The 24,065-nt window shown below is 36.4% G+C and carries 18 protein-coding genes; 17 read left to right on the top strand and 1 reads right to left on the bottom strand.

Translation table 11 applies throughout. The annotated features are described in order from the left end of the window. Positions 1–28 precede the first annotated feature (28 nt). From ACWG0P_RS02255 to ACWG0P_RS02195, 13 genes are all read left to right on the top strand, one after another. A complete protein-coding gene (locus ACWG0P_RS02255) occupies positions 29–349 on the top strand; it encodes a PTS lactose/cellobiose transporter subunit IIA (RefSeq protein ID WP_455789854.1) in 321 nt (106 codons plus the stop codon). Between the two features lie 201 nt (positions 350–550). Further along, positions 551–3,307: a sigma 54-interacting transcriptional regulator gene (locus tag ACWG0P_RS02250; RefSeq protein WP_455800294.1), complete on the top strand. Its 2,757-nt coding sequence runs from the start codon at positions 551–553 to the stop codon at positions 3,305–3,307. A 104-nt stretch (positions 3,308–3,411) separates the two neighbouring features. Continuing rightward, a complete protein-coding gene (locus ACWG0P_RS02245; RefSeq protein WP_455800293.1) occupies positions 3,412–3,813 on the top strand; it encodes a PTS sugar transporter subunit IIA in 402 nt (133 codons plus the stop codon). Between the two features lie 9 nt (positions 3,814–3,822). Further along, the gene (locus ACWG0P_RS02240; RefSeq protein WP_455800292.1) at positions 3,823–4,320 is read left to right on the top strand and encodes a PTS system mannose/fructose/N-acetylgalactosamine-transporter subunit IIB; all 498 of its coding nucleotides are present in this window, start codon (positions 3,823–3,825) and stop codon (positions 4,318–4,320) included. Positions 4,321–4,330: 10 nt separating this feature from the next. After that, a complete protein-coding gene (locus ACWG0P_RS02235) occupies positions 4,331–5,086 on the top strand; it encodes a PTS mannose/fructose/sorbose/N-acetylgalactosamine transporter subunit IIC (protein ID WP_455789858.1) in 756 nt (251 codons plus the stop codon). 2 nt (positions 5,087–5,088) lie between these two features. Further along, a complete protein-coding gene (locus ACWG0P_RS02230) occupies positions 5,089–5,916 on the top strand; it encodes a PTS system mannose/fructose/sorbose family transporter subunit IID (protein WP_455800291.1) in 828 nt (275 codons plus the stop codon). A 14-nt stretch (positions 5,917–5,930) separates the two neighbouring features. After that, positions 5,931–7,139: an amidohydrolase gene (locus tag ACWG0P_RS02225; RefSeq protein ID WP_455800290.1), complete on the top strand. Its 1,209-nt coding sequence runs from the start codon at positions 5,931–5,933 to the stop codon at positions 7,137–7,139. Continuing rightward, on the top strand, positions 7,129–8,508 hold the full coding sequence (gndA, locus tag ACWG0P_RS02220; protein WP_455800289.1) for an NADP-dependent phosphogluconate dehydrogenase: 1,380 nt from the start codon (positions 7,129–7,131) through the stop codon (positions 8,506–8,508). Before ACWG0P_RS02225 ends, gndA begins: the two co-directional genes overlap by 11 nt. Before the next feature lie 214 nt (positions 8,509–8,722). Then, positions 8,723–9,187 carry a DUF2798 domain-containing protein gene (locus tag ACWG0P_RS02215; protein WP_455800288.1) on the top strand — a complete coding sequence of 155 codons (465 nt, stop codon included), beginning with the start codon at positions 8,723–8,725 and terminating at the stop codon, positions 9,185–9,187. A 94-nt stretch (positions 9,188–9,281) separates the two neighbouring features. Beyond that, positions 9,282–9,839: a TetR/AcrR family transcriptional regulator gene (locus tag ACWG0P_RS02210; protein ID WP_455800287.1), complete on the top strand. Its 558-nt coding sequence runs from the start codon at positions 9,282–9,284 to the stop codon at positions 9,837–9,839. Between the two features lie 252 nt (positions 9,840–10,091). After that, complete coding sequence (gene purD / locus ACWG0P_RS02205) at positions 10,092–11,324, top strand: phosphoribosylamine--glycine ligase (RefSeq protein WP_455800286.1); 1,233 nt, start codon at positions 10,092–10,094, stop codon at positions 11,322–11,324. An 11-nt stretch (positions 11,325–11,335) separates the two neighbouring features. After that, the gene (locus tag ACWG0P_RS02200) at positions 11,336–13,006 is read left to right on the top strand and encodes a formate--tetrahydrofolate ligase (protein WP_455800285.1); all 1,671 of its coding nucleotides are present in this window, start codon (positions 11,336–11,338) and stop codon (positions 13,004–13,006) included. Between the two features lie 124 nt (positions 13,007–13,130). Continuing rightward, positions 13,131–14,183 carry a PD-(D/E)XK nuclease family transposase gene (locus ACWG0P_RS02195; RefSeq protein WP_455800284.1) on the top strand — a complete coding sequence of 351 codons (1,053 nt, stop codon included), beginning with the start codon at positions 13,131–13,133 and terminating at the stop codon, positions 14,181–14,183. Between the two features lie 32 nt (positions 14,184–14,215). Here ACWG0P_RS02195 and ACWG0P_RS02190 read toward each other — a convergent pair whose 3' ends face one another. Beyond that, positions 14,216–15,106, bottom strand: coding sequence for a LysR family transcriptional regulator (locus tag ACWG0P_RS02190; protein WP_455800283.1), 891 nt, complete (start codon positions 15,104–15,106; stop codon positions 14,216–14,218). A gap of 165 nt (positions 15,107–15,271) precedes the next feature. Between ACWG0P_RS02190 and ACWG0P_RS02185 the strand changes: the two genes are divergently transcribed. The 4 genes from ACWG0P_RS02185 (at position 15,272) to ACWG0P_RS02170 (ending at position 23,889) form a co-directional block, all read left to right on the top strand. Continuing rightward, positions 15,272–17,011: an ABC transporter ATP-binding protein gene (locus tag ACWG0P_RS02185; RefSeq protein WP_455800282.1), complete on the top strand. Its 1,740-nt coding sequence runs from the start codon at positions 15,272–15,274 to the stop codon at positions 17,009–17,011. Next, positions 17,008–18,876, top strand: coding sequence for an ABC transporter ATP-binding protein (locus ACWG0P_RS02180; protein WP_455800281.1), 1,869 nt, complete (start codon positions 17,008–17,010; stop codon positions 18,874–18,876). Before ACWG0P_RS02185 ends, ACWG0P_RS02180 begins: the two co-directional genes overlap by 4 nt. A 440-nt stretch (positions 18,877–19,316) precedes the next feature. Further along, positions 19,317–19,490, top strand: coding sequence for a hypothetical protein (locus ACWG0P_RS02175; RefSeq protein ID WP_455800280.1), 174 nt, complete (start codon positions 19,317–19,319; stop codon positions 19,488–19,490). A gap of 742 nt (positions 19,491–20,232) precedes the next feature. Continuing rightward, complete coding sequence (locus ACWG0P_RS02170) at positions 20,233–23,889, top strand: DUF7507 domain-containing protein (protein ID WP_455800279.1); 3,657 nt, start codon at positions 20,233–20,235, stop codon at positions 23,887–23,889. Positions 23,890–24,065: the final 176 nt, after the last annotated feature.

Below are 24,065 nucleotides of genomic sequence, written 5' to 3'. Positions count from 1 at the left end.
GGACACAGATTGACGCGAGGTGAGAGCGATGGTAAGTTCAGAATTAGAGATTTTGGAAATCATTTCTTCTGTAGGGCAAGCACGAAATTCTTATATTCAAGCTATACAGGAGGCAAAGAGTCATAACTATGAAATGTGCAATACATTGGTTAGGCAAGGGAATGAAATGTATGCGAAAGGACATCGTATTCATCAACAGTTAATTCAACAAGAAGCTGGTGGTGAAAAGGTTGAATTGAATATTTTATTAACCCATGCGCAAGATCAATTGATGAGTGCAGAATGTTTTAAAATTCTTTGCGATGAGTTTATGGATTTATATCGCCGATTGGATGAAATGCACGCTTAAACACTTCATTAATTTTGGAGTGTTTTTTTTACATCTTGTAATTCACATGAATTAGACAGAGCGAATATGTATGAATAACCAATATTTGGAAGTGCTTTATTTTGACATTTATACATATATCATCTATAATCGGAAGTTAGAAGATATATGTATGATGATGATTGTGAATAAGCGTAAAAAAAGAAAATTGGGGTGCATGAAATGTTAAGAAAATCTAGGATTTACGACTGTTTAAAACGTCTCTGTCAGGATATTACACAGCAGCAAATAGAGCAAGGATTCGATGGTATTACTGCTGCTGAGATTGCACAAATACTTGATCTTGATCGAGCAAACACAAGTAAGGAATTAAATCAGCTACAGCAGGATAAAATGGTTATCAAAACAATGGGTCGTCCTGTTTATTATTTCGATGTAGAATGTATGGAGCAACTATTGCGTAAGAAAATTACCCAATTTGAAACAGACTCTCTACATGATTTATTAGGGTTAGATTCGAATAGTGTAGATGATTTTTATCATGTAATTGGTAGTGAAGAAAGTCTGAAAACAGTGATTAAGAAAGCAAAAGCAGCAATGATTTATCCTCCTTTTGGATTGCACACATTGTTAGTAGGACCGACGGGTTCAGGGAAAACGATGTTTGCGGAAATTATGTTTCATTATGCAGTTTCATATGGAGTATTAGATAAGGGAGCACAGTTTGTTATTTTTAATTGTGCGGAATATGCAGATAATCCTCAGCTATTGTTGAGTCAACTATTTGGATATGTAAAAGGTGCCTATACAGGAGCTGATGTATCCAGTGATGGATTGGTGGAAAAAGCTCGTGGTGGTGTTCTCTTTTTGGATGAAGTACACCGTTTACCTCCAGAAGGACAAGAAATGTTATTCATGTTAATGGATCGTGGAGAGTATCGAAAATTAGGGGCGAATGAGAATGTAGAACTTAAAAAGATATTAATCATAGCCGCAACTACAGAAAATTTAGAGAGTTCTTTATTGCAAACGTTTTTAAGACGAATTCCAATGAATATTACAATGCCCTCCTTGGATGAACGTTCCATGCAGGAACGTTATGATTTAATTGAGAAATTTTTCCGCCAAGAATATAATCAGGTACGTATTCCTATCCATGTGAATCATAAAGTTATATGTGCTTTACTTTCCTATGAATGCAAAGGTAATATTGGGCAGCTAAAAGCAGATATTCGCTTATTGTGTGCAAATGGTTTTTTAGCATTTAAAATGAAGGATTATGAAGAAATCAAAATTACAACGAATATCTTACAAGATCATATATATAGAGGATTGTTAAATTCAACAAAGCAGAAAGAAATTAAGGGATTTTTAAAGTTGCATGATAGTACTACTTTGATATACGATAAAGAAACATCTGAAGAAAATTATGATCGTAAATTTCAAGATATTTACAAAGAAATCAATCATAAATTTCATGAATATGAAATTCATGGAGTAAGCGCAAAAGAAGCAAATGATAACATCCAGTACTACATCAACCAATATACACAGTCTTTGTTTGATAAAGCACAAGCAGAAGAGGAAGAAGATGTTTTGCATAAAATTATTCCTTTACATATTTATCATGCGACTGAAATAGCTTTACAATTAGCTGGTCAAAAACTACGTAGGACGATTTCACAAAGAGTTTGTATTGCAATGGCTCTTCATATATCAGCACTTATGGAACATAAGAGAGGAAGTAGCGAACTTACATCTAATGTTCAAGAAGTGTTGCGTGAAAATCCAAATGAGTATATCGTAGCAAAAGAAATACGTGCATATTTGGAAAAAGAATTAGAAATAATGTTTGATGAACAAGAATTAATTTTCTTTACTATGTTCTTATGTATCGGAAAAGAAGAAAAGATATCACAAAACATAGCATTACTTGTAATTGCTCATGGCAATGGTGTTGCGCGTAATATGGTAGATGTTGCAAATACCCTTTTACATACAAGACATGGACATGCACTCGATATGAGTTTACATCAAAATGTAGATGAATTTTTGACAATCGTTACGGATAAGGTAAAAGAAATCGATGAAGGTAAAGGTGTTTTGTTATTAGTAGACATGGGGTCTTTGTTGTCGTTTGGTGAGATGATTATGAAAAATACTGGAATTGCTATTCGTACTATAGATATGGCAACAACACCATTTGTTTTGGAAGCTTTGCGTAAGACAATGTTAAGTGAATATGAATTAGATGCGCTATATAAAGAGCTTAGAAGCTATACACCCTATATTGGAAAATTGTACACCAAAGAGAAAAGAACAAAAGAAAAATTCGCCATTATCACAACGTGTATCACTGGCGAAGGTGCTGCTATAAAATTAGGAGACTTGATTCGCTCTGCGTTACCATTAATCAAAGATTATCTGATAGAAATCATTCCATGCAATAAGGAAACATTTTATCAAAAAGATATTCTAAATAAGACGATACTAGCGGTTGTAGGGGCAATCGATTTGCAATTACAAGATGTTATATATATTTCTAGTGATCGATTAATTCTTGAAGATGGATTGCCTCAACTGAATCAAATCCTACAGACAACAATTGGAGTGGAAGCTGATAATTTGATTCCACCAAATTTTATGACCAATAATTTTCTAAAAGAGTCCTTAATTTTTCTTGATCCTTCGAAAGCAGATGTATCCATTCGTAAATCCTTCAAAATGATTTCAAAAATGTATCAAGTGGATGATTATAATCGTGTATTGATTGGATATATGCTACATGTTGGCTGTATGATTGAAAGATGTGTCCGTAGACAAGAAATGGAGTATGATGACTATAAAACAAGAATTCAAAGAAATGAAAAATTATATAGAATAATTCGCACAGGGATGAAAGTTATTGAAGACGAGTTCCAAATTGTGATTTCTGACACAGAAGTAACATATATTATGGACATCTTTGACACAGAATAACACGCTATAAAATAAAGTGTAAAAAACGCCGTAACTATGGCGTTTTTTATTTTGGCACGGAATTTGCTATAAGAAGGGTGAGTTGGCTTGAAAGGAGATTAAGCATGAAAGATATCAAAATATTTGTTTGCTCTCATGGAAAGTTTTGTGAAGAACTTATAAAATCAGCTGAAATGATTGCAGGCAAAGTAGAAAATGTGTTTGCATTTCCATTGCTACAAGGGATGCCACCAGAAGATTACAAAATGCTGCTAGAGGAAGAACTGAAGAAGGGCCCATCAAAAGTTCTATGTCTAGTTGATTTGTTTGGAGGTACGCCCTGCAACACCTGTGCAATATTGTCAAAAACATATGACATGGAAGCTATCACAGGTTTGAACTTAGCAATGTATTTAGAAGTAACATCACAGATGATGCAAGTACCATTTAAGGAATTAAAAGAGATTGGTATTTGTACACTTCAAGAAAGTGGAAAAGATGTATTAAAGATTTTAAAAGAAAGGTAAGTGAAATGTATGGCAGATATCAAATTGATTAGAATTGACTTCCGTTTAATTCATGGACAAGTAGTAACAAAGTGGGTGAAAGAAGCAAATGCAAATCGTATTGTCATTGTAAATGATGCATTAGCAAAGGATGATTTTCTAGGAAGCGTTTATAAAATGGCTGCACCTTCCAATGTGAAAGTTGATATTTATACGGTTCAAGAAATGGCTACAAGTTGGAAAGAAAACCAGCTTGGAGAAGGAAATGTGCTTTTATTGTTTAAAGGAGTTAGTGATTGTAGAGCCTTACAAAAACTAAATTTTCCAATGAGTCAAATTCAAATAGGTGGATTAGGTGGTGGAGCGGGACGTGTCGGTACATCATCTGGAATTTCTTTTGATGCTTATGACGTAAGCCTAATAAAAGAAATGTGTGCAGAAGATAAACATGTGTATATCCATGTAGTTCCGACACAACAAAAAATTGAAATAGAGAAAGTAATCGAAAAGTTACAATTCGATAATTAGGAGGAAAATGATGGATACAAATTTAATTATGATTGCCTTGTTCTGTGGATTATGGCAGTTTGTTTCTACGACAGACTTTGGATACACGCTAAGTGATACTTTAGGACAACCTGTACTGGTTGGTGCATTATTAGGTATATTAACTGGTCAAGTAAAAGAAGGGTTATTAATTGGGGGATCTTTGGAGCTAATGTATTTGGGAATTATCTATCCAGGGGGAACTGTTCCTGCATGTGCATCAAGTGCAGCATTAGTAGCAATTCCAATTGCATTAAGGACAGGCTTAGATGCTCACGCTGCGACTGTACTTGCTGTTCCATTTGGTATTTTAGGATCAGTTTTATGGAATTTAAAATATTCAATTAACTCAACGTTTACTATACGTGCAGAACGTGCTGTAAAGAAAGGAAACTACAAAGGATTAAATAGAAATGCTACCATATATCCATTACTACTAACGTTTCTATTAACCGCTGTTCCTATTTTCTTAGCGAATATTTTAGCACCAACAATTGTGCAAAGTGCAATCGAGGCAATTCCAGATTGGGCAATGCATGGTGTTGAAGTTGCCGGAGGTACTTTACCTGCAATAGGTTTTGCGATGGCTGTTTATACAATTGGAAAAAGAGAATTTCTACCATTCTTTGTAATCGGTTTCTTCACAGTAATTTACTTGAATGTACCGACGATGGGGATTGCTGTATTCGGAGTATGTATTGCTGTTTTATATTTATTCTTAATGACGAAAAAGAAAAATGAGGTGTAATTATGGCAGAGGTTAAAAAAACAGGTAAATTAACTAATAAAGATTTATTTCGCGCATACAACACATGGTATTGGATTTGTGAAGTATCGCATTGTTATGATCGTATGCAGTCCTTATCATTTTGTGCAAGTATTCAGAATGCGTTACGTAAAATTTATCCAAATGATGAGGATTACCAAAAAGCATTATTACGACATCTACAATTTTTCAATACAGAGGGAACTATAGGTTCTGTCATTCAAGGTATATCATTGTCTTTAGAAGAAGAAATGGCAATCAATGAAGAAGAGATGTCGGATGAAATGATTGTCGCATTAAAGACAGGACTTATGGGGCCTATTGCGGGTATTGGAGATACGCTGATTTGGGGAACAATAAAACCAATTTGTTTGGCATTAGCCACAACTTTAGCATTATCAAACAACTTACTTGGTGCATTCTTTGTACTACTGTTTCCAATTTCAGGGTACTTTATTGGCCTGTACATGAGTAAACTAGGGTATACATTAGGAAGATCTGCCATTAGCAAGCTTATTCAAAGCGGATTAATGAATCATATCATCGATGCATGTAGTATTTTGGGATTAATGATGATGGGAGCACTTTCCGCTGGATATGTATCTTTGACAACTACAGCAGGATTCAAACTGGAAAATAGTGATCCAATCTTATTACAAGATATTCTTGATGGCATTTTACCAGGGTTATTACCGTTTGCACTTATTTGTGGGATTTACTTTTACATGAAGAAAAAAGGGCAAAAATATGGAGGAATTTTAATTGGAATTATCATTGCAAGTTTAATCTTATCTTTCTTTAAAATTGTTTAAGGTGTCATTTGCTTATGAAACTTAAAGATATCAAGCAGCTATGCACAGAGACAATCGACCAAGAATTTGAAGGGTTATGGAACATTGCGAACTATCTGTTTGAGAATCCTGAAGTAGCCTTTGCAGAAAAAAAAGCTTGTGCAGCACTATGTGAGGAATTAGAGAATCATGGGTTTGCGATTGATAAGAACGTTGGAAAATTACCAACCGCATTCCGTGCTCGTTTTGAAAAAGGAAATGGTCCTCATATTGCCGTTTTTGCGGAATATGATGCACTTGAACATATGGGACATGCTTGTGGACATCATTTGATTGCAAGTAGTGCGCTAGGGTGTGCTTATGCTGTAAAAAAAGCATTAGAAAATAGTGATTTAAAGGGAACCATTGAAGTATATGGTACACCTGCTGAAGAAGATGGCGGTGGAAAAATCATCATGTTAGAGCATGGCGAATTTGATCACCTAGATGCAGTATTTCTTATGCATCCAACGAGTGCTATGACACGAATTGGCGGATCATGTGCAAGCTTCTGTGATCTTTCGATATCGTTTGAAGGGAAAAGTGCACATGCGCAGAGTCATCCAGAGGATGGCATCAATGCTCTTGATGCTGCATCGTTATTTTATCAAGCGATTGGATTACTTCGTCAGCAACTTCGCGATGATGTACACATTTGCTGTATTATAAGTGAAACAAATACTGACCTCGGCAGAATAAGTGATCACGCAAAATTAGAAGTTGAAATTTCAACGATGGTTGCATCTAATATATCTATGATAAAAACAAAGATTCGAAATATAGCAAAAGGGATGGGATTAGCAACGGGCTGTCGAGTATTTATGGAAGAGTTAGGTGGATACCTTGGTAGAACACCTAATGCTGTACTTGGTGATTTGAGTCGAAACGAACTGCTCGCACTTCATGAAGGAGTGATGGATGGTATGCCTAGTGATGCTGGTGGAGAGGATCTAGGGAATGTATCACGTGTTATTCCTTCCTGTAATATATATGGAACCATATTACCTGAAAAAAAGATTTCAGGACATACGGAACAATTTCGAGAATTATCTATTAGTGAAAATGGAAAGCATTGCTTGGATGTAACTTCAAAAGCTATGGCAAATGCTATTGTTGAGCTTTTTAACAATCCATCATTAATCGAAGATGCAAAAATAGAATTAAAGAAAAGAATAAAAGAAGAGGAAATGATGTATGGGAAATAAAATAGGCTTATATGGCTTAGGTGTCATGGGTCAATCTTTGGCAAGGAATATTCACTCTAAAAATCATAGCATCAGTGTCTATAATCGAAATAAAGAGGTACTTCATACGTTTGTAAACACATATCAGGGAATAGAAGGGTTCGATACATTAGAAGAGTTTGTGCAAAGCCTTGAAAAACCGCGAAAAATTATACTTATGGTAGCGGATTTTGCGGTAGATGATGTTATCAAAGCTTTGATTCCTCTACTGCAAAGGGGAGATATTTTATTGGATTGTGGAAATACGTTCTATAAAGAAACGCAACGGCGTCAAGACGAACTTGAATCGGTTGGAATTCATTTTATAGGAAGTGGAGTGTCAGGTGGAGAAATGGGGGCTTTGTTAGGGCCAAGTATCATGCCTTCTGGAAATGCAGAAGCATATCAATCAGTAAAAGAAATTTTGGAGAGCATAGCTGCTCATAATGAAGATGGAAGTGCATGTTGCACTTATATAGGGAAAGGCGGATCTGGTCATTTTGTAAAAATGGTACATAATGGAATCGAATACGCTGATATGCAAGTTATTGCGGAAGCTTATGAAATACTAAAAGACAATCTTCAGTCGCAAGAGGAAATAATTCAAGCATGGGACGTTTTGCGAAGTGGTAAATTAAAATCATATCTAATGGATATTACATATGAAATTCTTTGCCATAAAGAAGAGGGTGAGTATTTATTACCATATATAAGCGATCTTGCTCGACAGAAAGGGACAGGAAAGTGGACATCACAAATTTCTTTTGATTTTGCTCTTGCAATACCGAGTTTAACTGAAGCAGTTCAAGTTCGCTTTCTATCGAGTGAAAAGTTAATACGTGAACAACTAAGCGAGCACTATAAAAAAGATGCTTATATACCCTATGAAGGAGATTTATTGCAAGATTTAGAAGATGCTTTATATACGGCTAGGATTTCTACATATGCACAAGGACTTCACTTGATTCATAAGGTATCATTAGAAAATGATTATCAAATTGATATGAAGGAAGTTGCACGTATTTGGCAAAATGGCTGTATTATCAAATCGGTGTTTCTTCAAGAAATTATTAGGGCTTATATGAAAGATGCAAAGCTTGAACATTTATTATTATCAGATGTACTTTCAAAAGAAATCAAACAATGTAATGATGGGGCTAGACGAGTACTTTTACATGCTATAAAAAACAAGTGTTTTACACCTGTGTTAAGTAGTTCTGTTCAATACTTAGATGGAATGTGTACAAAGTATTTAAGTACAAATCTATTGCAAGCTCAACGTGATTTCTTTGGCGCTCATACATATGAAAGAACCGATAAAGAGGGAACCTTTCATACAAAATGGGAATAAGAAGCAATACAGTGCTCTTTGCAATTCTTTATCATGTACATTCATGATTGAGAAGGGCCTTGAGCACTTTTTATATAATGTAAAATAAATACTTACATAGAATAAAAAAATATGATATTATCTACGACGGTGTATAAAAGTATTTTGGTATAAATTAGAAACCGCACAAGTTGCGTGAAACAACACAATATACGGTACAATAGGAGGTTTCTTTATGCCAAAAACAAAATTACAAAGCTTTATTTTTACGCTTGCCATGGCGTTTATCATGGTGTACGCAATGATATGTTATAATATTTCCCTTGCACTTGGTGGAATGTCAAATCAAGTATTCATACTTGCGTTTCATGAAATGATGATTATGTGGCCGATTGCGATTATACTTGAGTTCTTTATCATTGAAAAACTAGCAACTCACATTACGTTCAAACTTGTAGACCCTAAACAAGATCGTCCATTTTTTATTCGTTTGGTGTTATGTTCTGTAATCGTATGTCTTATGTGTCCCATCATGAGCTTTATCGCAACGCTTTTATTTAAGAATGCAGGTGTAGAAATCATTGGTGTGTGGCTACAAACAACCGCAATGAATTTTCCAATGGCGTTAGGATGGCAAATATTTTTTGGTGGAGCATTCGTTCGATGGATGTTTCAAAAGATTTCCCAAGCAAAAGCATAAGATACAAACAGATTGTGGATAAAACATTCCTACTATACTTCAATCTTAAGTGTGCTATACTATATGCATATTTCAGGAACAAGGAGATGGTTCAATGTCCACAACTACCAAAAAAGCACTAGCTTCATCATTGAAAAACAAGCTCATAGAGAAGCCATTAGATAAAATTACAATCACAGACTTATGCGAAGAATGTGGAGTCAATCGACAAACGTTTTATTATCACTTTCAAGATATATACGATTTGATTGAATGGATATATACCGATGAAGCTAGTAGAGTGATTGCGGATAAAAAATCTTATCGTAACTGGGAAGAAGGATATCTACGTATTTTTGAATATGCACTAGAAGAGAAAGATTTTGCGATAAGCACATATCACTCAATCAGTCGTGAACATTTAGAAAACTTTTTATATCGTGAAACGTATCAAGTTCTTTATCATGTGATAGAAGAAATGAGCAAACATCTTTCTATACGCGAAGAGGACAAAGCGTTTATTGCGAACTTTTATAAGTATGCTTTTGTTGGAATTATACTTGATTGGGTGAGACGGGGAATGGTAGAAAATCCACAATATATTGTGAAAGAAACTGCTATACTTATGGATGGGAATGTTGCTCAAGCAATCAAACGGTTTTGTACGAAATAAATGCTTTTTATGAACATAGTAAAGTCTTTGTAGAATTTGTACAGGGACTTTTTTTAATCATAGGAGTAAAAAAGTGTATAGGGTATTTGTCTTAGAGAAAAGAAGATTTCTAGCTTCTATTAGATAAATGTGATAGGAATGCATTTACCTTATCCGATTTCATTGTAAAGTTTCATGAAATAAAGTAAAATAATAATGTATTTTGAATTGAAACTATATAAACTAAAATGAATTGGAAAGGATATGAGGCAAATGAAAGTATTGGTAATTGGTAAGGGCGGAAGAGAACATGCTCTTGTTCATGCAGTTAGTAGAAGTGCACGTGTAAAGAAAATTTATGCAGCTCCTGGAAATCCAGGAATGGCAAATTTGGCAGAGTGTGTTAATATCGCGGATAATGATATCGAAGGATTAACAAAATTTGCGAAAGAAAATGAAATTGATTTGACCATTGTTGGTCCTGAACATACCCTATCGTTAGGTGTTGTAGATGCGTTCCAAAAAGAGGGGTTAAAGATTTTTGGACCTACGAAGGATGCTGCACAAGTAGAATCAAGCAAAGATTTCTCAAAACAAATTATGGATAAATACGGAATTCCAACAGCAGCATATCAAACGTTCCATAACAAAGCAGATGCTATTTGCTATGTGGAAAAACATGGAGCTCCAATTGTTATAAAAGAAGATGGATTGAAAGCGGGAAAAGGTGTAACCGTTGCGCAGGATATTCAAGAAGCAATTGAAGCACTTGATATTGCTTTTGATATTCCAGGAAATAAGGTAGTATTAGAAGAATGTTTAGTAGGGTTTGAATTTTCTTTAATTTGTTTCGTATGTGATGATTTAGTACTTCCTTGTGAAATTGCACAAGATCATAAATGTGCATATGATGGAGATAAAGGACCTAATACTGGGGGTATGGGAGTATATTCACCAGTCAAAAAGATTACTGAGGACATCATTGATGAAGCTATGAATAATGTTATGATTCCAATGGCAAAAGCAATGGTGAAAGAAGGACATCCATTCACAGGGTTCTTGTATGGTGGAATGATGTTAACTAAACACGGTGTAAAAACGATTGAATTTAATGCTCGCTTTGGAGACCCTGAGGCAGAAGTTATCTTGCCTCGTTTAAAAACAGATATATGTGATGCAATTGAAAATATCATGAATCATAGTAAAACAGAATTAGAATGGGATAAAAATGTAACGCTTGGCGTTGTTATGGCAAGTGAGGGATATCCTGCTAGTTCAACAAAAGGTGCTGTTATTGAAGGCTTAGATAAGATAGATTCTATGGTCTTCCATATGGGAACCTCAATGCATGATGGAAAGATTGTAACGGATGGAGGGCGTGTATTAACAATAACTGCTAGTGCACCTACATTAGAAGAAGCGTATGATAAAGCATATGCAGATGTTCACGCTATAGCATGTGATAAATTATTCTATCGTAATGATATCGGAAAGAAAGATATGTAGGAGGGGCTTTTATGTTTAAGACAGATTTAGAAATTGCGCAAGAATGCAAGTTAGAAAACATCAAGGATGTTGCCGCAAAAATTGGCGTAGAAGAAAGTGATTTAGAATACTATGGAAATTATAAAGCTAAAGTTTCTTTAGATTTATTGAATCGCAATGTGGATAAAGAAGATGGGAAATTGATTTTAGTAACTGCAATCAATCCAACAAAGGCTGGAGAAGGAAAATCTACAACAACCGTTGGATTGGGAGATGCTTTAAATAAAATTGGTAAAAAGACAATGATTGCCTTACGTGAACCTTCTTTAGGACCTGTTTTTGGTCTAAAGGGTGGAGCTGCAGGTGGAGGATATGCACAAGTAGTTCCAATGGAAGATATCAACCTTCACTTTACAGGAGATATGCATGCGATTACTACTACAAACAACTTAATAAGTGCATGTTTAGATAATCATATTCATCAAGGAAATGAATTGGATATCGATATTGAAAATATTACTTGGAAACGTTGTTTAGATATGAACGATCGCTCACTTCGCTCTATTGAAATAGGACAAGGGCCAAAAGCAAATGGTGTAGAACGTCATGATGGATTTAATATTACAGTAGCTTCTGAAGTAATGGCTGTATTGTGTTTATCAACATCTTTGATGGATTTAAAAAGACGCTTAAGTAATATGTTGATTGCTTATAATAGCAAAGGTGAACCTATTTATGTAAAAGATTTAGGAATCGAAGGGGCACTTGCGATGGTATTGAAAGATGCTATTAAACCGAATATGGTACAAACATTAGAACACAACCCAGTGTTGATTCATGGTGGACCATTCGCAAATATAGCACATGGATGTAATTCTATCCTAGCAACAAAAACTTGTTTAAAGTTAGCAGATTATACAGTAACAGAAGCTGGATTTGGTGCAGATTTAGGTGCAGAAAAATTCTTAGATATTAAATGTCGTTTCGGTGGTTTAAAACCAAGTGCAGTTGTGATAGTTGCGACCATTCGTGCATTGAAACAACATGGTAATGTTGCATATGAAGATTTAAAAGAAGAAAATGTAGAAGCAATGTTAGAAGGATGTTCCAACTTAGCAAAACATATCGATACTGTGAAACAATTCGGATTGCCTTATATTATCGCAATCAATGAATTCGCAACAGATACAGCAAAAGAAGTGGAAGCGTTAGAAAATTGGTGTAAAGAAAACAACCATCCAATGTCATTGTCTCAAGTTTGGGCAAAAGGTGGAGATGGCGCGATTGATTTAGCGAACCAATTGATTGAACTATGCGATAAAGAAAATAGTTTCGCTCCATTGTATGATGTTGAACAATCTATTGAAGAGAAAATAGAAACCATTGTAAAAACAGTATATGGTGGAGATGGTGTTGAGTTTAGTGAAGAAGCAAAAGCACAAATTGAACTTTATAATTCCCTTGGTTGGAATAAGATGCCAATTTGTATGGCTAAGACGCAAATGTCTTTAAGTGATAATGATAAATTATATGGAGCACCTACAGGATTTATAATTACAGTTCGTGAACTTCGTCCATCACTTGGTGCAGGATTTATTGTTGCTTTGACTGGAAGAGTGTTAACGATGCCAGGGCTTCCAAAGCAACCAGCAGCATTAAACATGGATATCAACGAAGAAGGACACATTGTAGGATTATTCTAGGCGGATCGAAAGATTCGTCTTTTTTTTGAATTAATTTAACAAATACGTAAAAATTTTAGGATTTTTGGAATTTATTTCGTATATACCTATGGAAGGGGTATATCCTTTCCAAGGAGGAATCATAATGATGATTACAAAAACTAAAGAAGTAAATTTTCGTAATGATGTATTTTTCAAGTATGCATTAAGCGCAGATGATGAAACATCGAAATTCATTCGTCATACCATCATTGAAGAACTTACGGGAATTCATCCCAAAGAGAGCAAAGTTTTAAATCCGATTATGGATGCGAAAATTATCGGTAAGAAGGGAGTGATATTGGATGTTCATGTGAAAGATGAACAAGGGAACGAATATGATATCGAAATGCAGACAACGTATATCGGATCCGTGGATAATAAAAGATTTCAATTGTATTTGAGTAGAATGTTATCAAATCAGTTGAGAAAAGGCGATAATTACAAAAAACTAAAACATGTATATCAAATAGTGTTTGTAGATGCAATTGCCTTATGTAACGAGAATTTAATTAATAAGTATGAATTAATGAATAAAGATGGATATCCTATGGGTGGTGATTCTCTTTTAAAAAGCATTTTTATTCATTTACCAGTCATTAATCGTATAGCGAAAGAAAAAGGAACTTTACATATGAGTGGATTTGAACAGCTTTGTTATCTATTTAAAAATAGTAGAAATCGTGATATACTGAAATCAGATGAAAGGTTGGTGAAAGCAATCGTGGAAAAATATCAACATATGCAAGATGATGAAGATCTTTGGTCTGTCGCAATGGCAATTGAAATGGGAGAAATGAGAGTTGAAAACCAATTAGAAGAAAGAACACAGATAGCTCTAGAGCAAGGTATGAAAAAGGGAATGAAAAAGGGAATGAAAAAGGGAATGGAAAAGGGAATGGAAAAGGGAATGGAAAAGGGAATGAGGGAAGGACTTGAAAAGGGTGTAGAGATGGGAGTTCAACAAGGCATTGAGATTGGTTCTCGTAAAGGTAAAGAGGAAGCATACCTTGTTATTGTTGCGGATTTGATTATGCAAAAATATGAAACTGATGAAACTGCATGGTTGTCTACATTAACCTATGAACAATTATTAGAAATAACAAAAGTGTTTATATCTTGTGAAACACTATCTGAATTAAAAGGGAAAATCATGTAATACACACGTGCGGCAACTAGCTTTTTTAGTGGTTACTGCACTTTTTTTATAGCTAAATTTTTTACGAAATACTTGATATAGTCCTCTTTTACACCACTGCGATAAAGAACACCATATTCGATTGTGGTTTCTTCGACAATTGGTAAAATAGCCATATCCTTCATAGGAGCTGGAATACAAAAATCAGGTAATATCGCGATTCCATAGCCACTTCGAGCAAGTAAAATAGCAGCCTGATCATTTTCACAACGGATATTGAAGTGGGATTGAGAATGTAATGCTATCTGTTCTTGAAGCTTATTGCCGTATTGAAATGGAATGAAACGAGGGTGAAGTGTAATAAGCTGGTAATCTTTTAGTAGAGAAAAATTGATCGGTTGTTGCGTTTGTGCTAGGATGTGGTCTGTTGTCATAAGGGCATAAGATGACACATCTTTTATTTTTTTAAACACACCCTGTTGAATGTCTTTGGTCATTTCCTTAGAAGCGAGTAATACATCGAGTTGATGCTCGTTGAAAAGCGTCTTTAGTCTAAAAAAATCATGAATAGATATATGTGGTAGTACTTGAGGAAAAGTATGGTGTAGTTGTGTCAAACAGTCTTGGATTGTTAAAAGCTCCGTATTACTAGTACAGCCAATTCGCAAGATGGAGACTTTTTGTTTTTCTACTTTTTGTGCTCTTTTTTGAGATAAATCTATCTTAGATAGGATTTCCTTTGCATCACTATAAAATGAACTACCAGACTCTGTCAATTTTACCAGTTTGGATGTACGAATAAACAAAGTCACTTGTAGCTCTTCCTCAAGTGATTTTATATGGTGAGATACAGTTGGTGTGGATAAAAATAAAATTTCTGCAGCCTTTGTAAAGTTCAGTGTATCGGCGACACAGACGAAGCATTGTAATTGCTGAGTGTTCATAAAATTTCTCCTTTAATAGATCTATATAAATTCATGAATCATTTCGCACTTTCGTTAGAATTTATCTAATGACGTTGCGATTTTTGTAATTCCATTGTAAAGCATTTAGTGATAAAATGCGACTATTATTTCAAATAAATGAAGTAATTTAAGGAGGAATGAAAGATGATAAAAACATTATCAAAATCTATTCGCGAATATAAGAAATCAAGTCTTCTTACACCTGTATTTGTAATATTAGAAGTATTGATGGAAATTTTAATACCTATGATTATGGCGATAATGATTGATGTGGGAATCGGTGAGAAAGATGAACAGATACTTACAAGTTATGGAATGATATTGCTTGCTTGTGTGTTGTTGGGTTTGTTGTTTGGTGTATTATCAGGAGGGTTTTGTGCAAAAGCATCATCTGGGTATGCCCAAAATCTAAGGAAAGATATGTACTATAAAATTCAAGACTATGCATTCGCAAATATTGATAAGTTTTCTACTTCAAGTATTGTAACTCGTTTAACAACAGACGTTACAAATGTACAAAATGCATACATGATGATTATACGTGTTGCGGTAAGAGCTCCAATTATGTTGGTATTCTCACTTGAGGCTGCTTTTATGGTAAATACACAACTCTCGCTTTTCTTTTTAATCGCTATACCAGTGCTAGGAGTTGGTCTGTACATTATCGTAAAGAGATCTCACCCTTATTTTGAAAAAGTATTCACAATATATGACGACTTAAATGGTGTTGTGCAGGAAAATTTAACTGGAATACGCGTTGTAAAGTCATTTGTACGAGAAGATTTTGAGAAAAAGAAATTTAAGAAAGTTTCGAACAAAATATATCAGGTATTTCAATCGGCTGAAAAAATAGTGGCATGTAATATGCCTCTTATGCAGTTTGTTGTGTATGCGTGTTTGTTAATGCTAAGTTGGTTTGGAGCTAAAATGATTGTGATGAGTGGAGCTACTACCTTAACAACAGGAGAACTCTCTAGCTTAATAGCATATGCAATGAATATATTGAACTGTTTGATGATGTTGTCGATGGTTTTAGTTATGATTAATATGGCAAGAGCTTCAGCGGAAAGAATCGTAGAAATTTTAAATGAAGAAAGTGCATTGAAAAACAATGAACATCCAATTTACGCAATCCATAATGGAGATGTGGATTTTCAACAAGTATACTTTTCATATTCACCCGATAAGGATGAGTATTGTTTACATGATATATCTTGTCATATTGATTCAGGTTCCACCGTAGGGATCATTGGAGGAACAGGAAGTGGAAAAAGTTCACTTGTTCAATTGATTTCTCGACTTTATGATGCAACGAGTGGTAATGTTAAAGTCGGTGGAATGGATGTCAAAGATTATGATATATTCACTTTAAGAAATGAAGTCGCCATGGTTTTGCAAAAGAATGAGTTATTCTCTGGAACTATTAAGGATAATTTGAAATGGGGCAACAAAAAAGCAAGTGATCAAGAATTGCGTCATGCATGTGAACTCGCGCAAGCGCATTCCTTTATTGAAACTTTTCCTAAACAATATGATACCTATATTGAACAAGGTGGTACGAATGTATCAGGAGGACAAAAGCAACGCTTATGTATCGCAAGGGCTTTATTGAAAAAACCTAAAATCTTAATATTGGATGATTCAACGAGTGCGGTTGATACAAAAACGGATGCTATGATTCGTAAAGCATTTCGTGAAGAAATACCAGAAACAACAAAGATTATTATTGCACAGCGTATTTCATCCATTGAAGATGCAGATGCGATAATTGTGATGGATGCAGGCCATATTCATGGTTATGGAACGCATGAAGAATTGTTAGAAACAAATGATATTTATAGAGAGATTTATGAATCACAAACGAAAGGAGAGGAACAAGAATGAAAAAAAATAAATACGGTTGGACAGTTTGGAAACGTTTATTAGGATATATCGTGGGAGAACATAAGCTCTTATTTGCAAGTGTGATAGTGTGCATCTTCTTAAGCTCTTTCGTTGTAGTTGTAAGTGCGTTGTTTTTGGAAATCTTAATTGATGATTATATAACTCCTTTATTGTTGGAAAATGCACCAGTATTCACAGGATTATTTTGGACCATATGTGGAATGGCAATGATCTATTTTGTTGGGGTCATTTCAACCCTTGTGTATAATCAATTGATGATAAAAATATCTCAAGGTACATTAAAATCAATCCGAGATGATATGTTTGCACATATGGAAAAGCTTCCTATAAAATATTATGACACGCATACGCATGGAGATGTTATGAGCCATTTTACGAATGATACGGATACACTTCGTCAGTTCATATCACAAGCACTTCCGCAATTTGTGTCTGCAGTTGTAACGGTAGTGGTAATCCTGATTTCTATGATTATGAGTAATGTTATGCTTACAATTTTAGTGTTAATTGTTGCATGTCTTATGGGAGTTGTAACGAAAATTGTTGGTGGAAAAAGTGCGAAATACTTTATCAAACAGCAAGAAACATTAGGAAATGTAAGTGGGTTCGTGGAAGAAATGGTCAATGGGCAAAAAGTAATCAAAGTATTTTGTCATGAAGAAGAAGCGAAACATGCGTTTGATAAACATAATCAATCGTTATGCCAAGATGCAACAAAAGCAAATGCTTATGGGAATATATTGATGCCTTCTATTATGCAACTGGGAAATTTGCAATATGTTTTGATTGCGCTTGTTGGAGGTTATATGGCGTTAAAAGGAATAGGAGCAATATCTGTTGGAATGATTGTAGCTTTCTTAAATCTTTCGAAGACATTTTGTATGCCAGTTTCTCAAATTGCACAACAGATGAGTATGATGGCGATGGCAATTGCAGGCGCAGAGAGAATTTTTGATTTAATGGATGAAGAGATAGAAGAGGATCATGGATATGTTACATTAGTGCATGCAACATATGATAAGAGTCGAAACTATGTGGAATCAATAGATGTAAAAGATCCATGGGCATGGAAGCATCCTCATCATGATGGCACAACCACCTACGTGCCACTGAAAGGTGATATTGAATTTTGCGATGTAGATTTTGGTTATAGTGAAGAAAAAATGGTCTTGCATAATATTGTGTTGGATGCGACCGCAGGTGAAAAGATTGCATTTGTTGGCGCAACGGGTGCAGGGAAAACAACAATTACCAATTTAATCAATCGCTTTTATAACTTGGCAGATGGAAAGATACGCTATGATGGAATTAATATCAATAAAATAAAAAAAACCGATTTACGGCATTCTTTAGGGATTGTGCTTCAAGATGTCAATTTGTTTACAGGGACTATAATGGATAATATTCGATATGGAAAATTAGATGCGAGCGATGAAGAGTGTATTGAGGCTAGTAAATTATCGAATGCACATGAGTTCATAACACATCTTCCAGATGGTTATCAAACGGTTCTAACACAAAATGGTGCAAGTTTATCACAAGGGCAGCGACAATTGATTTCTATTGCACGAGCTGCAGTCGCAAATCCTCCTGTAATGATTCTAGATGAAGCTACTTCCTCTATTGATACAAGAACAGAACGTCTTGTACAAAAAGGTATGGATAATCTAATGAATGGTAGAACGGTATTTGTAATTGCTCATAGATTATCTACGATACGCAATGCGGATGCGATTATGGTGTTGGAACAAGGTCGTATTATTGAACGTGGAACACATGAAAGCTTACTTCAGAAGCATGGGGTATATCATAGTTTATACACAGGCGCATTTGAATTAGAATGATGTAGGATATCAAAATCACATAGCATAATTAGTTCTGTAATGTTACGAGTAGATCCTCTTAAATACTTTTTCGCTTTTTCAATACGGACAATGTATATAGTGTGGACATGTCATGCTGTATGCTTGATGAAAATACCTAGAGAAGTAAATCCATCTATTAACGAACTTTTGAAAATGTAAGAAAAGGGTAATGAAATTCTTTTTCTAAGTCATGAATGACATATAGTCTAAGGGTAAGAACTTACAGGTATGGAGGATTTTGACTATGGATAAAGGTTTTGGGAAGCAGCGTTATCTAGGTATTGAATTGGGATCCATTCGTGTCAAAGTTGTACTGATCAATGCGCATTATTGAATGACTGAAGAAAGTACTTGGAATAGAAGAAGCAAGAGGAATATTTCCAATTAATATAAATAAGGGATGTTTTCATAAGGTGATGATGGATAGCTTCGATGAACTTGTTGCGCCATATGCTTTTGATTGGAAGCTGAAGGGTCTTGTGCCTGAAGTTCTTTCTGCGAAAGATGATGCAGATGTGTTAAGCGAGAGTGGAGCTTTAGGGGATGAACTGTGTTGTGTAAGGGGAGAGTTGCTACAAATTCTGTGCATTTAAATGCCAAAGAATATCATGATTAAGAGGAACTATGAGCTATCCTTTTGAATGCTATCTAGGATCAACACTTTTCTTGTGGATTTCAACATAATTATATAAAAAGATACGTGCAAAACAAGGGATGCATGTATTTTTTTGGTTTTATAGGTTGAAATTACATGAGTAGATCATACTACTAAAAATTTTTTTATCCGACAGAACAGTATACACCATTCCCTTTTTCCAAACTTCGTCCCTTTGTAATTGTAGTATATGCCACTGGCTTATGCTTGGTGCATATATAAGTAACCTCAAAGAGAATCATGAATGAAAAGTTTGTAACGCTTTAAGAGAAATACATATACTAGTGTAGAGCTACAATGTCGTTTTATAGGATTCTATATATAAAAGAGTAGCTCTCATATTCATTATTTTTTAGGAGGTTTTTATTATGGATATGTTCGTGATTTAGCCCAGCACGATCCTCAGTGAGAAATCAGTAGTAGAGATAATCAGTTCCATTACCGAAAGTAGAGTGGCATTGCTCACATCTTTGATGCGAAAAGTGAGGAAACGGTGAGTCATCGTCTATTCATCTGATGAAATCGTCGAATTAAGTGGCAATCAACCGCTTGGTAAAAAACGTAATTGGCACAGAAATACAACTGAAGAATGCACTTGAAAACAAACTCTCTGTATGTTCTGACATGATCTGTCAGATTAGCTTAATTGCTACGAATTATAAAAAAAAGGAGTTAAACTTATGCCTAATATTAGTGGTCATGTATATTACGATCAAACCAATTTGTTGACGCCGGGCATCGGTATTGCGAATGTTCCGGTTGCACTTTTTGATCCAGCAGGTCTTCTTAGTGCCACAGCACTGACTGATGCAAATGGCGCTTTTGGATTTACAAATGTTCCCAATGGTAGTTATCAGGTTATTGAAGCTTGGGGGGCAGCGGGAGGGATTGCCACTCCTGTGAACTATACGGCTTCTGCGGTTCCTACAGCGATAGCTCCTACAGAGAAGGAGCCTCCTCTTTCCGCATTATCTGTTGTACCACCAGCTATGGCCGACATGCTCAATGCGCTTACCCCCAACCTACTGAATATCATTGTCTCTGGCAGTGATATCACGAATTTGGTGTTTTTTGATGGACCAGTTGGTGATAAGCCATTAGTTTTAACTGGTATCAATATGGTGGGGCCAAACCTAATTACGGTTGCCGATAATGGTACCTTTGGTAGTTACCCTGCTGGAACACCAGGAACCACGATTCCACCAGTTGCACCTTATCCTGGTGTTACTCCTGGATTTATCTATTCTACCATTCAGGCACCACCAGATGGATTTTACACGATATTCAATACCACCACAGGGTATGCTACTAGTCCTTATTGGATAAGTTCCGACCACACAACTGGTTTAGAAACAGGTCGCTTTCAATTTGTAAATGGTGATAATCCAGGCTCAGCAATGTTTGAGCAAGTGGTGAACGTTACGCCTAACACGAATTATGTGCTTAGTGCTTGGGTTATGAACCTAATTAATCGGCAGACAGGATTCGCGGATCCTTCCCTCGGTATTCAGGTACGGGATCAAAACGGAAATGTTATAATCTCACAGAGCGTAAATCCCATTCCTGCTCAGCAACTCGCCGTTTGGTTTCAAAATGGCTTCCTGTTCAATAGCGGTACGAATAGTACGTTGACTGTACAAGTCATCAGTCTTGGGCCTGCAGCAAGAGGAAATGATTATGTGATTGATGATGTGGCGATGTATGAGGCGCAATTTGTAGATCTATTGACTCAAACAAAGACCATAACCCCATCCACAGTCTATTCTCAAACTGGTGTGGGTGATTCTGTTACGATTTCTGTTAATATTCAAAATCCTAGCACTCAAACCATCAACAATGTATTTTTCCAGGATGTGTTGGATAGCCATCTGCAATTTGTACCTGGAAGTGTTACTGTAAATGGTAGCGGTATCGGGTTTGCAACAGCAGATCCTAATGTGGGGTTCTCTCTTGGGAATATGGCAACAGGTTCGGTTAATTTGGTACAGTTCCAAGCGACAACAACAAGTGGACCTGCTAGCGTTGCCAATACTGCTCAGGTTTCTTATGATGCCATCACCAGCGGAACTGGCGATATCATTCGCGCCACCTTCCCTAGCAACACAGCCAACGTAGATATTGTTGTCAACAATGCTGTTGTCGCAATAACTAAAGCGGTAAATAAAGCGTATGCGAATGTGGGTGATGTTCTAACCTATACGCTTACGCTGAACAACACGGGAAATGTTCCTGCAAACAATGTAAATTTGACAGATGCAATTCCAGCTGGTACCACCTATGTGGCAGGCTCACTAACTGGTGCTAGTGGAACTTTTCCAAATCTAACGTTAAATGCGTCCATTGCTGCAGGCGGTTCTGCGATTGTAACATTCCAGGTATTGGTCGAAAATGCAATTCCGAGTCCAAATCCAATTCCCAACAATGCTACTGCTGCCTACACTTTTACTATTGATCCAACAAATCCAAACGGAGCATCTAGCACTGCTACGAGTAATACGGTGAACACGGAGGTAAATAGCGCTATCGTTACCACCCTCAAGGAGGCCGACTTAGCTTTTGCAGCTCCTGGTGACATTATCACCTACACAATCACACTTACAAATAGTGGCAACACCTCTGCTGATAATGTGGTCCTTACTGATATAATTCCGGCCGGTACAACCTTTGTTGCTGGAAGCCTGAGTGGGGCGACTGGTACTTTACCGACGCTTACACTGCTCGCACCGATTCCAGCTGGAGGTAATGCTACCGTGAGCTTCCAAGTGCAGGTTGGCGCGACTATTCCAAATCCAAATCCGCTTTTGAACAGTGCCACTGCTGCTTTCACCTATACAGTTGATCCATCTAATCCTGATGGTGTGAGTGGTTCTAGCACAAGCAACACGACGAGCACAAAGGTTAACGGTGCAATTGTGAGTACCGTTAAGTCGGTAGACAAAGCCTTTGGCGAACCAGGTGATGTCCTAACCTACACCTTGGTGTTAACCAACACCGGAAACACCTCAGCTGATAATGTGGTTATTACGGACTCAATTCCTACAGGAACAACCTATGTGGCAGGCTCTGTCACTGGTGCAACCGGAGTCCCACCAACGCTAAATCTTACGAATCCTATTCCTGTAAATGGCTCTGTAACTGTGACCTATCAAGTATTGGTGGGCAACAGCTTCCCAGTGCCTAATCCAATTTCGAATACAGCATCCACAGTGTTTACATTCACTATTGATCCAGCTGAGCCGGATGCTCGTACTGGAGATAGCACAAGCAACACTGTAACCACCCAAATCAATAGTGCCATTGTCACTATTGAAAAGACAGCTACACCTGCATTCTCAGATGTGGGTGGTACGGTGAAGTACACTATCACTCTTACAAATAGTGGTAATGTGGCAGCTACGAACGTGGTTCTTACGGATACGATTCCTACAGGCACGACGTTTGTTGCAGGCTCCCTAGTGGGCGCAACTGGCACACCACCGACACTAATACTTGCGAATTCAATTCCTGCTGGTGGTAGCTCCACGATCACCTTTGATGTATTGGTAGGTAACAGTGTACCAAATCCCAACCCAATTGAAAACAGTGTTAGTGCTGTATTTAAGTATACCGTTGATCCTGCACAGCCAAATGGTGTGAGTGGCAGTGCAACTGGAGGACCTGCTGGTACACAGGTGAACACGGCCAAGTTGGTACTCACAAAAGGTAGCGATAAGTCAATTTCCTATATTGGGGATATCATCGCCTATCAGATTTCTGTGAAAAACACAGGCAATGTTGCTGCCGATAACGTAGTACTCACTGATTTGTTAGCTACTGGTACAAGCTATGTAGCAGGATCTCTGGTGGTGAGTGTACCTTATAGCGGCACACTAGCATCTGGACTTTCGCTAACTGGTGCTATTCCTGCAGGTGGTACGGTTACGCTATCCTTTAAGATAAAGGTGAATATGATTCCAAATCCTAACCCAATTCTCAATAAGATGACAGCGACTTATGCCTACACCGTTGATCCTGCAGCACCTGATGCAATCAGCGCTACAGCATCTAGTAACATCGTGAGTACGATTGTATTCCGTTATAACTTTAGCCAACAGATTTCTGATCTTATTGAGTCTGTTGCCCTAGAGCAGGCAGCCCTTGCTGCAATTGCGCAGGCAGAGGGTGCCAAAATTCAGAAGATGGTTGTCATGGACGACGTCACAACCCAGGAACTTCTGTGTCTTAACAAGAGTGTTTCTGAAATGATGGACTCCCTTGCTATGTTAGAGGCTGTCCTCAAGCAGAAACTGAATATTGCAAATTGCCAGATCGATGGATCTGGAGCAGGGTGCATGTAAAATCATTTAAATTGAGTCAATTATTTGCTCCAATGAATGCGGGATGCCTCTTTTAAAGGAAGCATCCCATATTTTTAATAGGAAGATTCTATTTTTTGACAGGTCATTAAACCCCTGAAATCTTTATTAAGTAGAAAGGAAGTATAACTATTCGTAAGATTTAATTCCTTCATTCT

Source organism: Amedibacillus sp. YH-ame6 (assembly GCF_053848845.1).
This window is presented reverse-complemented; position numbering and strand designations above follow the sequence as displayed.